This window comes from Protofrankia sp. CiP1_Cm_nod4 (assembly GCF_982290645.1).
Genome location: NZ_CEVIVC010000107.1, coordinates 1 through 12,318, shown reverse-complemented (window position 1 = coordinate 12,318; position 12,318 = coordinate 1). Strand labels below are relative to the sequence as shown.

Genomic DNA, 12,318 nt, shown 5'->3' with positions numbered 1-12,318 from the left:
GCCTCGCGGTGGCAGGCGGCGCTGGACGCCGCGTCGGCGCCGGCTGCCTCGCTCGAGCTCGTCCCCACCGGGCTGCCGGTCGGCGACGTCGACGCCAGGCTGCGGGACGCTCTCGCCCGGCTGCTGCCGGACGCGCCGCTGCTGCCCGGCGGCCGCCGTGGCGCCGACTGCCTCGTCGGCGACCTCGGCCCCGCGACCGATCCGGTCACCGGACTGCTCACGGCCGCATCCGGCGATCCCGCCCCGGCTCCGGAAGATCCCGCCACGGTCCCGGCGTCCGCGGGCAGCACCTCGCCGGCCGGCAGCCGCCCGCCCGCCCGCGAGGGCCTGCCCAGGGCCGATCGCGAGATCGCCGACCTCGAACGGCTCCTGCCCGCCGCCGCGGACCTGCCCGCCGGTGACGGCGATCGCGCGGGCGGGTCCGTGGGTGACGCCGGCGGCACCGTCGACGGGCTGTTGCCCGCGGCCTACGCCGCCCGCCGGTGGCGGCCGGCCCTCGACGCCCTGGGGGTACGCCGTCTCGACACCGCCGGGGTCGTCGAGATCCTCACCGAGCTGCGCAGGCCGCCGGCCTGGTGGGCACGGGTCTACGCGGCGCTGGCGCACGCCCCCGACCGGGACGCCCTCGGCGCCCTGCCCGTCCCGCTGGCCGCCGCACCCACCGCCGCCGCGCTCCCCACGGCGTCCGCGGCCCCCACGCTCGCCGCGGACGCGGACGCGGACGCGGACACCGGAGCGGGCGTGACCGGCAACGCCGACGGCTCCCAGGAGCTGGGCGTCCGGATGGTCACCGGCCCGCGAGGGGTCCTGCTCCCCACCTCTGAGCTGGATGTTGTCACGCTGGTGGCCTCGGGCCTCCCGCTGCGGGTGGCACACCCGGACGCCTGTGCCGGTGCCGCCCGCGACGCCCTGCGCACGCTGGGCGCGGTCGAGGGGACCCCCGCCGGTGTCCTGCGCGACGGCTCCGTCCGCGATGCGATCATCGATGTCGACGCGGACGCCGATCCCGACGCCGCGCTCGCGCTGGCGGGCGCCGTCCTGGCCCTGGTCCGGGACGCGGGCCTCGGCGTCGCCAGCGGGCTCGACGGCGGCGCCGGCAGCATTGTTACTTTTGGTGACGACAATGCCTCCGGTGAACTGTCCTGGCTCGCCGACCTGCTGCTTCCTGACAGCGATGGCGACTTCACCCCCGCCGGGGAGCTCCTGATCGCAGACAGCCCGCTCGACCAGGTGCTCGCGGCGGACGCGCCGTTCCGCGTCCTGGCCGACGACCTCGCGCGGGCATGGCCGGCGGAGGTGCTCGAGGCGGTCGGGGTGCTGCGGACCTTTGCCGTGCTCAGCGCCACCGACGTCCGGCTCGACCCGGACGAGCCGGTCCTGCTCGACCTGGACGACAGCGACCTCTGGGTAGCGGAGATCACCGCCGGCAGTCCGCCCGGAGCCGGCCCGGATCCGGACGTGGACGGGCCGGGCGCGCCGCCCACCCTGCGGGCTTTCGCCGCCGTACGCGACCTCGAGCTCGTCGACCCGTCACAGTGGCCCGCCGCGCTCGCGGAGCTGGCCCGGCCGCCCCTACGAGACACGATCATGAAGTCCGGCCGGCTCCAGTGGCCCGATCGTCCTGGTCGGAGCCGGGGCGCCGGAGCCGGTGCTGGTATCGGGCCGGCCGCGGACGTCGGAGTGTCGTACACGCGCTGGTGGCTTTCACGCAACGCGCTGCTGCCGGTCGCCGGCTCCACGGCCGCGCTGCCACCGCCGGAGCTCACGCTGCCCGGCGCCGACCCGCTGCTGGCCGGGCTGTTCGCGCCGGCCGCCCCCCTGCCCGGGGTCGACGCCGACCTGCTGCGCCGGCTCGGCTGCCGGCTCACACTCTCCGACGTCCTCGGTGATCCGGACGCCGTGCTCGACCTGCTGGACCGGCTCGGCGACGCCGACCGGGACGTGCCGTGGCCGGCGGCCCGCGCCCTCTACATGGCCGCGGTGGACGCCGTCGCGGCCCTCCCCCGCTCCGGAATCACCAGCGACGGCGCCGACGGCGCCTACCGCGACACCGACACCGACGGCGAGACCGGCGATGGCGACGACGACGACGACGGACCGGCCAGTATTGACCCTCCGCTGACCGTTCGCACCCCGGACGGCGTGGTACGGACCTCCGACGCCGTGATCGTGGACGCGCCGGACCTCCTGCCGCTGCTCGGCGCGGGCCGCGGCGCGCTGCGGCTGCCGCTGGACCGGGCGGCCGAAGCGTCATACGTACTCGGTGTCCCCCTGCTCTCGTCGCTGGGTGACTGTGACGTCATCACTACCCGCGATGACCACAACACCGTCATCGGCGCCGGTGAAGGGGACACCCCCGAAGAGCTCACCGCACCGGACGGGACGCCGTACCTTTCCCACACCCGCCTGCTCGTGGCCGACGTCGACGGCCGGCCCACGCCCGTCCCATGGCGGGTGCTCGGCGGCATCGGCGGGGAGATCCACATCGACGCCGGCTCCGGGACGGACGCGCTGGCCAGAGCCCTGGCCTGGCACGCCGGCACCTGGGACCGCCGCCACGCCATCGCCGAAGCGCTGCGCGACCCCGCCCGCGAAGCCCAACGCCAGGCCGAAGCCGACCTCGACGACTCCTGACCAGCAGCGCCCGGCCACCGGCTCGACGGGCAACAGCGGACACACCGGACAGGAGCCGCCATGAAAGGCTGGACCCCTGACCTTTAACGCGAGCCCGCGGCGTCAAAGATCAGGCGGTGAACGGATGGCCCACTAAGTGGATACCTGACCGATATTCTCGATGTCATCCACCGGAATCGGAGATGACCGGCTGCCGCGGCTGGAATCGGCTACGGCTGGGACTGGTCGGTGCGGGCGGTGGGGAGCTGGCGGCGGAGGCGGTTGCGGCGGCGGGTCGTGGACCAGACTCCGACCAGGCCGAGCAGCGTGCCGACGGCCGTGGTGGCGATCCACCACAGGTGGCCGTCAGCCCGCAGGCCGCCCCGGAACGGCAGCATCACGATCAGCGCGACGAACCACAGGACCGTGCCCACCCGTACCGACAGCACACCGTCGTACGGGAGCGGCTCCAACTGCCGACGCTCACCCGTCACGCTCACCCGTACGACGCTACCCGCCCCGCCCCGGCCAGCTGCCCGGTCAGCCGCTCAGCGCGCGGACCAGGAACGAGGCCACATCGAGTTTCTTGTCGAGGACGCCGGCCTCGGTGTAGATGTCCGCGGTGCGTTGCAGGTCCTTGACGACCGTGTCGTCGATCGGGACCGCGGCTATGTTCCGACGATCGACCACCGCGGCCGCGACCGGCCCCGGCAGCTTCGTCAGGGAGGCGAACAATGTGGTGAACGCCTCCTTGTTGCTGTTCGTCCATGCGTACGCCCGGCCCTGACGGACGAGGAAGTCGGCGATGGCCGCGCGTTTCGCCGGATCCTCGAATGCCTGCTGGGAGGCTACGGTGAATCCGAGGCCGGTGCTGATCCCGCTGCCGTCCCGAAGGACCCGGGCGCCCTTTGCCTCCGACAACGCGATGTACGGGTCCCAGGTGGCCCATGCCGCGATCTGGTTGGAGTCGAAGGCGGCGCCGGCCGCCTGCGGCGACAGGAACGAGATCTCCACGTCGTTCGGGGCGAGCCCGGCCTCCCGGAGCGCGCCGAGCAGCAGATAGTGCCCGACGCTGCCCTTCGTGGTCGGCGAGACGGTCTTGCCCTTCAGCTCCGCCACGCTGTGGATGGGCGAGTCCTTGCTGACCAGGAGCGCGACTCCCCGCGGGGAGCTTCGGGACGCGCCGACGACCTTCAGCGGCGCGCCGGAGCCGAGCGAGGACAGGACGGGGGCGTCCCCGGCGCCGCCGATGTCGGCGGCGTTCGCCCGCAGCGCCTGCAGCAGGGGCGCCGCGGCGGAGAAGTCCGACCATTCGACCTTGTACGGCGCGCCCTTGAGCGCGCCGGAGGCGTCGAGCACCGCCTTGTTCTGGCCGACCTGGTCCGCGACCCGCAGGGTCACCCCGGACAGGTCCGGCGCGACACCCGCCGATGTCGGTTTCGGCGTGTCGGTTCCCCCGCCGCAGGCGGCAGCCACCAGCAGGGCCGCGAGCGCGGCGGCGCCGGCGAGCAGGCGGGGTTTCGGACGGGTCGACAGACGTGGCATCAGGCAACTCCGGTACGCGGACCTCTGCCGTCCGCGGAGACGAGGGTGAAGGCAGGAGGACAGGAAGGCAAGAAGTGACGGTGACGGGAAACAGGCCGGCCGGCCGGCGGAGGCATCAGGGCCGCCACCGGTAAATCCCGATTACGGAAAGTCGCAATTCGGTAGGGAACCGGTCGTGCGCCGGCCGGTCCGAGATCTGCGGCGCCTTACGCGGCCGTCATCGACAGCGGCTGCTCCAGGCCAGACCGTAATCCACGCAACGACGGCGCGTCAGGACGGTCTCGGCAGGCACAAAACAGCACTCTGCGTATTTTTCGCTTGTTCAGTCAAGAAGTAGAAAAGTGACATGCATCACACAACTTGGTCTGTTGACGCAGGTAGGAGCGTCGTGCTTCCGTTGATTTCATGTTCAAGCCGGCGCTTCTGGTTACTCGGGGTCACATCGACCTTCTTCGGGTGAAGTCCGCCGCATGTCCGGCATCCCGGCCGGGGACGTGACCTCGCCCAACCCGCGGCGACCCGAAAATGTGACGATTTGAACGCGTGACGCGACGAGCGCCCGACAGGCCCGCTGCCAGAGGCTCCAGGAATTTCTGATCGTCTTCGGCCGGCCGCGGCGATTTGTTTTCGGATATCCGACGAACCGGCGACAGGTCAGCCGCGCCTCCCGGCGAATCAGGACGGCTCCTGACAGCCCCGGCAGATATCGGCGGATGCCAGCGGATCCGCCGGCTGGCCGCCATCCGTGTCCGGCGTCCGCCCGGCGGTACGCAGGAGGACGACAGCATCACCACTGACACCATCGCCGGCTGCCACCATCGCCGGCCTTGAGTTTCGCCGGCTCCATATTCCGCCGGCCGTGCTGGCGCCGGGAGCACATCCGGAGCGGAGAAAACCACAAGCGGAGAATTTGTGACGACACAGACACTTCCCACTGGGAGGGACGCGACAGGCGCGGCCGGCCAGGACGCGGGCGCCGACGCGTCGGGCGCGCCCGCGGTGCCGGACGCCCCGCCCGGCCGCGCCGCCCCGGCGCTGACGACGGTCATCGCGTCAGCAGCCAGGCGGCGTGGCGTCCCGCGCTGGGCCCGGCGGCCGGTGGGCCCGCTGCTCCTGCTGCTGCTGTGGCAGATCGCGAGCTGGAGCGGCAGCACGTCCACCGAACTGCTCGCCTCACCGTGGACGGTCGTCACCGCTGGCACCGATCTCGTCACAAGCGGCGAACTACCGAAGGCGATCCTGGTGTCGCTGCGCCGCGCCGGCACCGGCGTGCTGCTCGGCGGGTCCGTCGGCATCCTGCTGGCACTGCTGGCGGGGCTGTTCCGGCTCGGCGAGGATCTCATCGACGCGTCGGTGCAGATGATCCGGACCGTGCCGTTCGTGGGCCTGATCCCCCTGTTCATCATCTGGTTCGGCATCGGCGAGACCCCGAAGATCGCCCTGGTCGCCTTCGGGGTCGCCTTCCCGCTCTACATCAACACCTACGCCGGTGTCCGCAACGTGGAGGTGAGCCTCGTCGAGGCCGCCCGGACGGTCGGGCTGACCCGGCTGGGGCTGATCCGGCACGTCATCCTGCCCGGCGCGCTGCCGAACGTCCTGGTGGGGCTGCGCTTCTCGCTGGCCATCTCGTGGCTCGCGCTCATCTTCGCCGAGCAGATCAACGCCCACCAGGGCCTGGGGCAGCTGATGAACGACGCCCAGGAGTTCCAGCGCACCGACATCATCGTCGTCTGCCTGGTCGTCTACGCCTTTCTCGGGCTCACCGTCGACGCCATCGTCCGACTTCTCGAAAGGGTGCTGCTGTCGTGGCGACCGACATTCAGCGGAACGTGACCACCCTGCCCGGCCAGGAGGCGGACCTGGAGCCCGTGCGCCCACCGGCGGCCGGCCCGCTGTCGGCCCCGGACGGCATCCCGCTCGCCGTGACGGTCCGCGGCCTGCGGCGCGCGTTCGGCGGCAACGTCGTCATCGACGACCTCGACCTGGACGTACCGGCCGGCCAGTTCGTCGCGCTGCTCGGCGCCAGCGGCTGCGGGAAGAGCACGCTGCTGCGCATCCTCGCCGACCTCGACACCGAGATCAGCGGTCAGGTGCGGGTGGCGTCCCGGCGGGCCGTGGCCTTCCAGGCGCCGCGCCTGCTGCCGTGGAAACGGGTCTGGCGCAACGTCGTCCTCGGCCTTCCCGGCCGGCCCGACCGGGCCAGGGCGGCCGCGGCGCTGACCGAGGTGGGCCTCGCCCACCGGGCCGACGCCTGGCCGAAGACCCTGTCCGGCGGTGAGGCGCAGCGGGTCTCCCTCGCCCGCGCACTTGTCCGCGACCCCGATCTGATGCTGCTCGACGAGCCGTTCGGCGCCCTCGACGCGCTCACCCGGATCCGGGCGCAGGGGCTGGTCGAGCAGTTGTGGCAACGTCACAGCCCGGCGGTCCTGCTGGTCACCCACGACGTCGAGGAAGCCCTGCTGCTCGCCGACCGGGTCCTGGTCATGAAGGACGGAGTGATCGCCCACAGCACGGCTGTCACCCTCGCCAGGCCCCGTGACGTCGGCGACCCGTGTTTCGTCGCGCTGCGCGCCGAGCTGCTCGGCTGGCTCGGGGTCGGCTATGCCCGCTCCGAGGCGGCCGACGACCGTCCGGCGCGGGACAGCGAGCCCGGCCCGGCAGCCGATATCCGGGAACCTGCGCCCAGACAGAAAATTCTTTCATGACCTCCTCTCAGATACCCGCATACACGGACGTCGACCCGTTCCACCGCCGCCTGCACCAGATCACCCAGGGGCAGCTCGACCCGGACACCGCGCAGACCTCGGGGATGCGCCGGTTCTCCGCCGTCAGCGGCAAGACCGTCGGGTCGTCCAAGCTGTGGATGGGGCAGGTGCACGTCGCCCCGGCCACCGCGTCCGGGAACCATCACCACGGCCGCTCCGAGACCGCCATCTACGTGGTCAGCGGCCATCCGGAGTTCGTCTTCCTCGACCAGGCGGTCGAGGGGACGGACGAGCCCGGCCCCGGCCGTGAGGTCCGGGTGCGGACCTCACCGGGTGACTTCATCTTCGTGCCGCCGTGGGTCCCGCACCGCGAGGAGAACCCCGACCCGAGCGTCGAGGCCATCGTCGTGATCTCCCGGAGCACCCAGGAGGGGATCGTGGTCAACCTCGAGGACCTGCGGTGGGCCGGGCCGGTCCTGACCAGCGGGCCGGACATCGAGGGCTGTTCCTGACCAACGTCCTGACCAACGTCCTGGCCAGCCGTGCCGGCCAGCCGTCCTGACTGACCGTTCGCTGATCCCGTGCGGCCGCGATCCGGCCCAGCCTCGCACACCATGATCACAAAATGATCGACAGATGCTCACCAGGAGTCAACGCCATGCCCGTGGAGTTCATCGGACTGATCTCAACCAACGAAGGGTCGGAAACACACCGGCGCTCCGGAGCGGTCATCGACCCGAGCTACGTCCGCCGGTTCGCCCGCGTCCACGAGGACGCCGACTTCGACCGGGTGCTGATCGGCTACAGTTCCGCCTCGCCCGACAACATCCAGGTCGCGGCCTATGCCGCGGCCCACACCGAGCGCCTGGGATATCTGGTCGCGCACCGGCCGGGTGTGGTCTTCCCCACGGTGGCGGCCCGCTATTTCGCCACCCTCGACCATTTCTCCGGCGGGCGGATCGCCGTCCACATCATCACCGGTGGCAGCGACGCCGAGCAGCGGCGGGACGGCGACTACCTGACCAAGGACGAACGTTACGACCGCACCGACGAATATCTCGACATCCTCCGCCGGGCGTGGACGTCCACCGAGCCGTTCAGCCACGAGGGGCGGTACTACAAACTGGCGGACCATCTGGCCACCGTGCACCCGGTCCAGCAGCCGCATATCCCGCTGTACTTCGGCGGGTCGTCGCAGGCGGCCTACCGGGTCGGCGGCAGGCAGGCGGACGTGTTCGCCCTGTGGGGCGAGCCGCTGGCGCAGACCGCCGAGCAGATCGCCGCGGTGAACCAGGCCGCCGAGCGGGCCGGCCAGCCCAGGCCGGGGATCAGTGTGTCCTTCCGGCCGATCATCGGCCCGACCGAGGACCTCGCCTGGGAGCGGGCGCACCGGATCCTCGCGGACACCCGCGCGAACCTGGACGCGCCCAACGGAATCTTCAGCCAGTTCCGCCACGCGTTCAGCCCCGAGGCGGCACCGGCGAACGTCGGGTCACAGCGCCTGCTGGCAGCGGCCGCCGCCGGCGAGCTGCACGACCGGGCGCTGTGGACGCCGCTAGCCGCCGCCACCGGTGCCGCGGGCAACTCGACAGCCCTGGTCGGCACCCCGGAGACGGTCGCGCAGGCGTTGCTCGACTACATCGACATCGGCGTGACCACGCTGCTGATCCGCGGTTACGACCCCTACGACGACGCCATCGACTACGGCCGTCACCTCATCCCGCTGGTCCGCGAGGAGGTGGCCCGCCGGGACCGCGGGGAGGCGGCGAAGCGCACCACGATCGCGCCGGTACCCGCGGCGCTGGCGGCCAACGGCGCGGGTGCAAACTGAGAGTGAAGAGAAAGTGAACTGAGTGTAATGTAGACAGGCAGGCGGGTGTGCTACCAGCCAACCGGTCCACGCCCCCGTCCGGCGATCCCGGGGGGATCGCCGGATACCATGCGCGCCAGGACGAACACAACCGGCACCCGACGACAGGAGAATCCGGCGCCAGGGCGACGAAACGCAACCTCCACGAAGCTTTCCCGCTCTGTTATCCTTCGGGTGTGAATTATCACGTGGAGCCGAGACCGCGCACCGCTGGTCCGCTGCACGCCGGGCTCCTTCTGGAGGCTTTCTGGCCTCCCCGTCGCGAACACGACTTCGATCAGTACTGTCCGGGCCCCGTCGCGCGCTAGAGACGAGATCAGCGCTCACCGGCCCGTTCCGCAAAATTCTTTTGGCCGTAGCGGTCGATCGTCAGAATTTATGTGACCCACTGATCGAGAACGACACAACATGTTTTCTCGCACCCAGGCGCCGGTCCGATGGATCCGAGAGGTGTCGAGGAATCCGAAGGAGTCATTCACATGACCGCGTCACGCCCAGGTTCGTCCCACCTTGAGCAGCCCCGCCTCACGGTGACACAGAGACGCCGCCTGGATACCCTGACAACCGCCCGCGCGACGGTCGCCACCCCCCTCCGGCAGCAGCCGGAGCGCGACGTGGTGGTGCTCGGACGCGCCGCCTCCTGGCAGCAGCCGGCTGTCCAGCCGCCGGCCGGCGCACCGGTCACCTCACCGGCCGGCGTGCCGGCCGGCGCGTCGACCACCACGCCGCAGCGCCCCGAGCGCGGCGTGTGGATCGACCGTCCCACCTGGAGCGCGTTCGTCGACGGAAAGCTGCTCGACCTGACCTACCTCGAGTTCGAACTGCTCGACTTCCTGGTGCGCCATCCGGCGCTGGTGCACTCCCGGACCGCGCTGCTGCGTTCGGTCTGGGGCTACCACCTCGACGACGACCCCCGCGCGGCCGGCCGGACCGTGGACGTCCACATCACCCGGCTGCGGCGCAAGCTGGGCCCCGAGCACCGGGACCGCATCGAGACCATCCGCCGGGTCGGCTACCGTTACCGCCCCGTCCCCACCGGCCGCCAGGCATAGGCCGGGCCCGGACCGGCTGGCCGCGGGCCGGCTCCGGCCATACCGGACGACGCTAGGGACGGCCGCCGTCCGCCGGGCGCGGCCTGACCGGTGTCCCGGCCGCGCGGCTGTCCCGAGCGTCAAGGCCGTCCCGGATGCCGGGGCGGCTCGTCGTCGGCGCGCGGGACATGCCGGTGAGTCCGGTTGCCCACTGTGCCCGCTACCGTGACGCTCGGATACCCGAGTGCCTACCGTACGGTATGGTTCCCAGAAACTTCCGTGATCATGCCAAGGAGATCATCATGTCGGGGGGCCTGGCACGACGTCAGCCGGAGCCCGGTCTCCCGGTCACGGCCGCTCCCGCTCCCGACGCCGGGCGCATCCGCCGCGATGCCAGCCGGCAGCGGGCACATACCGCTGGAAACACGTAGCTTTTCTGGTAATGAGCGCAGCGGAGAAGTACCTTGACCCGATGGACGGCGTGGCCGAAGCCCAGCTCGCGTCGGTCCTCCGCCTGTCCGTGATGCGGCTGTCGCGGCGTATGCGCCAGGAGCGGTCGAACACGCTGACGCCCACTCAGATCGCCACCCTCGCCACCCTGAAACGGCACGGCTCGATGACCCTTGGTGAGCTCGCCGCGCACGAACGGGTGCAGCCGCCGTCGATGACCCGGGTGGTCGCCCACCTCGCCGAAGCGGGCCTGGTCGCCCGCGGCGCGCATCCCTCCGACGGCCGGCAGGTCATCGCGCGGATCACCGAAGCGGGCATCGACCTGCTGGAGGCCGACCGCCGGCGCCGCGACGAGTGGCTCGCCGAACGGCTGGCGTCGCTGAGCCCGGACGAGATGGCCGCGCTCGAGCGGGCCGCCCCCATCCTGGACACGCTGGCCGGCTCGTGACAGAGGCCGTCGCCAGCCCGTGACAGGGGCTGACGCGCCCGTACCGTGGCCCACCGCCCACCCCCGCGTGCGCCGGCCTCTCTCCGCGTCAGCCCGTCCATGCCGTCCATGCCGCCCCTGCCGTCCTACAGCTCCACCCAGCCGCTGTTCTCCTCGGACGCGTCCGCGGCCGCCAGCACCCGCGCGATGGTGAGCAGGTCGTGGAAGGTCGCGCCACGGACCAGAGCGGGGTCACCCAGCTCGGTGACCCGGACGACGTCGTAGGTCGCCTCGATCAGGCCGGGACGTACGCCCGGGACCGCGCGCATCAGCAGGTCGCGCGTGCCGTCCGCGTCCTGGCGCAGGACGCGGCGGCCCTGCACGACCATCCGCCCGCCGGTCCCGCAGATCGTGATCGTGGCGGTCTCCAGCCGGCCGTCGGGCCGCTCGTTGACCAGCGCCGTGGCACCGCTGGCCAACAGCAGCGCGAAGGTGACGGGCGCGTCGGCGGTGAGCCTGGCCGCGGGCATGGCGTCCGGGCTGGCGCAGACGGCGAGCACATCCCCGCACCAGCGGACGACCAGGTCGATGATCTCGGCCCGGCCGGACTGCCCCGCCGGTGCCCCGAGCATGGTCACCTGGGTGATCCGGCCGAGCGCGGCCAACGACGCCTGCACATGCCAGGCCGCCGGCCAGGCCCGGCCGTCCATGGCGACGACGTGCGCGAGGCCGGACTCCTCCGCCAGGTCGGCGACGGCCCGCAGGGACTCCGGGTCGGCGGTCGCGGGACGGGCCAGCAGCACGTGCAGGCCGGCTTCGACGGACCGGCGCGCGATCACGTCGGATCCGGGCGGCGTCATCTCGATGCACACGGCCTCGATGTCGTCGGAGAGCATCGCGACCAGATCCGCGTAGGCGCGTGGCGCCTCGGCCTCCGCCGCCCAGGCCAGCGACTCCAGCGGCTCGGGCGCGAGCAGGCCGACCACGTCCACACCCGCGTCCCGCAGCACCGATGCGGTCGTACGGTCGCTGCCGCCCGTCGCCAGGGCCATCGCGCCTGGCAGGTCGGGCAGCAGGCGCCGGGTGTCGCGCCGGCGCTCCCGCCATTCGCGCGCGCCTGCCGGATCACGTTGGGCCACCAGTTCGGGAACCGTTGTCACATACCGATAGTGCCCTCCCTCGCGGGGACCTGGAGCGTTATTCGTAACTACCCGGCATCAAACTCCCGACGCCAACGGGCGGAGATCTTTTTGTCCGACTTATTACCATCATTCCCATCAATGGTGGAACCAGCGTCGGTAACCGGTGGCCGCATCATGCAGAATCCGCGGTCATGGCTCGGATGTTCGTGGCGTTGCTCCCACCGCGGGACGTCCTGCGACCGCTCGTCAGTGCCGTCGAGCGGCTGCGGGCCGGCCGGCCGGGGCCGGCGGTGGGGCTGCGGTGGGCCCCGCCGGAGAGCTGGCACATCACCCTCGCCTTCCTTGGCGAGGTGCCCGCGGGCGTCCGGCCCGCGCTGGCCCGGGAGCTGGCGCGGGTGGCCGCCGAGCACCCACCGGCGGCAGTGGTCATTTCCGGTGGCGGACGGTTCGGGAGCCGGGTGCTGTTCGCGGCGGTCGACGAGCGGCCGCTGGCGCCGCTGGCCCGCGCGGTCGCCCAGGCGGCCAGGCAGGCCGG

10 protein-coding genes and 1 pseudogene are annotated in these 12,318 nt (G+C 72.0%); 8 read left to right on the top strand and 3 right to left on the bottom strand.

Features of this window, described 5'->3' with window-relative positions; all coding sequences use genetic code 11:
* Positions 1 to 2,634: pseudogene (locus tag AC5LSR_RS17930) on the top strand (sacsin N-terminal ATP-binding-like domain-containing protein); the annotation flags it as partial.
* A gap of 209 nt (positions 2,635 to 2,843) precedes the next feature.
* Here AC5LSR_RS17930 and AC5LSR_RS17925 read toward each other — a convergent pair.
* Both AC5LSR_RS17925 and AC5LSR_RS17920 read right to left on the bottom strand, forming a co-directional pair.
* Positions 2,844 to 3,113: a DUF2530 domain-containing protein gene (locus tag AC5LSR_RS17925; protein WP_250283104.1), complete on the bottom strand. Its 270-nt coding sequence runs from the start codon at positions 3,111 to 3,113 to the stop codon at positions 2,844 to 2,846.
* 40 nt (positions 3,114 to 3,153) lie between these two features.
* A complete protein-coding gene (locus AC5LSR_RS17920) occupies positions 3,154 to 4,158 on the bottom strand; it encodes an ABC transporter substrate-binding protein (protein WP_250283102.1) in 1,005 nt (334 codons plus the stop codon).
* A 912-nt stretch (positions 4,159 to 5,070) separates the two neighbouring features.
* On the opposite strand from AC5LSR_RS17920, the gene AC5LSR_RS17915 reads away from it, so the two are divergent.
* The 6 genes from AC5LSR_RS17915 (at position 5,071) to AC5LSR_RS17890 (ending at position 10,662) form a co-directional block, all read left to right on the top strand.
* Complete coding sequence (locus tag AC5LSR_RS17915) at positions 5,071 to 5,991, top strand: ABC transporter permease subunit (RefSeq protein ID WP_250283100.1); 921 nt, start codon at positions 5,071 to 5,073, stop codon at positions 5,989 to 5,991.
* Positions 5,964 to 6,863, top strand: coding sequence for an ABC transporter ATP-binding protein (locus AC5LSR_RS17910; RefSeq protein WP_445548662.1), 900 nt, complete (start codon positions 5,964 to 5,966; stop codon positions 6,861 to 6,863). The genes AC5LSR_RS17915 and AC5LSR_RS17910 overlap by 28 nt, the downstream gene beginning before the upstream one ends.
* Positions 6,860 to 7,375 carry a cupin domain-containing protein gene (locus AC5LSR_RS17905; RefSeq protein WP_250283098.1) on the top strand — a complete coding sequence of 172 codons (516 nt, stop codon included), beginning with the start codon at positions 6,860 to 6,862 and terminating at the stop codon, positions 7,373 to 7,375. The genes AC5LSR_RS17910 and AC5LSR_RS17905 overlap by 4 nt, the downstream gene beginning before the upstream one ends.
* Before the next feature lie 146 nt (positions 7,376 to 7,521).
* Positions 7,522 to 8,694 carry an LLM class flavin-dependent oxidoreductase gene (locus tag AC5LSR_RS17900; protein ID WP_250283115.1) on the top strand — a complete coding sequence of 391 codons (1,173 nt, stop codon included), beginning with the start codon at positions 7,522 to 7,524 and terminating at the stop codon, positions 8,692 to 8,694.
* A 518-nt stretch (positions 8,695 to 9,212) separates the two neighbouring features.
* Complete coding sequence (locus AC5LSR_RS17895; RefSeq protein WP_250283096.1) at positions 9,213 to 9,785, top strand: winged helix-turn-helix domain-containing protein; 573 nt, start codon at positions 9,213 to 9,215, stop codon at positions 9,783 to 9,785.
* A 421-nt stretch (positions 9,786 to 10,206) separates the two neighbouring features.
* A complete protein-coding gene (locus AC5LSR_RS17890) occupies positions 10,207 to 10,662 on the top strand; it encodes a MarR family transcriptional regulator (protein ID WP_250283094.1) in 456 nt (151 codons plus the stop codon).
* Positions 10,663 to 10,787: 125 nt separating this feature from the next.
* On the opposite strand, the gene AC5LSR_RS17885 is transcribed toward AC5LSR_RS17890, so the two are convergent.
* A complete protein-coding gene (locus tag AC5LSR_RS17885; RefSeq protein ID WP_250283092.1) occupies positions 10,788 to 11,801 on the bottom strand; it encodes a Gfo/Idh/MocA family oxidoreductase in 1,014 nt (337 codons plus the stop codon).
* A gap of 173 nt (positions 11,802 to 11,974) precedes the next feature.
* Between AC5LSR_RS17885 and AC5LSR_RS17880 the strand changes: the two genes are divergently transcribed.
* On the top strand, positions 11,975 to 12,318 hold a 344-nt coding region (locus AC5LSR_RS17880; RefSeq protein ID WP_493468703.1), incomplete at its 3' end, for a 2'-5' RNA ligase family protein.

What these genes read in the sequence shown, in the direction of transcription:
- AC5LSR_RS17900 (WP_250283115.1), top strand. Translation starts at nt 7,522, where the DNA reads ATGCCCGTGGAGTTCATCGGACTGATCTCAACCAACGAAGGGTCGGAA.
- AC5LSR_RS17920 (WP_250283102.1), bottom strand. Translation starts at nt 4,158, where the DNA reads ATGCCACGTCTGTCGACCCGTCCGAAACCCCGCCTGCTCGCCGGCGCC.
- AC5LSR_RS17895 (WP_250283096.1), top strand. Translation starts at nt 9,213, where the DNA reads ATGACCGCGTCACGCCCAGGTTCGTCCCACCTTGAGCAGCCCCGCCTC.
- AC5LSR_RS17905 (WP_250283098.1), top strand. Translation starts at nt 6,860, where the DNA reads ATGACCTCCTCTCAGATACCCGCATACACGGACGTCGACCCGTTCCAC.
- AC5LSR_RS17890 (WP_250283094.1), top strand. Translation starts at nt 10,207, where the DNA reads ATGAGCGCAGCGGAGAAGTACCTTGACCCGATGGACGGCGTGGCCGAA.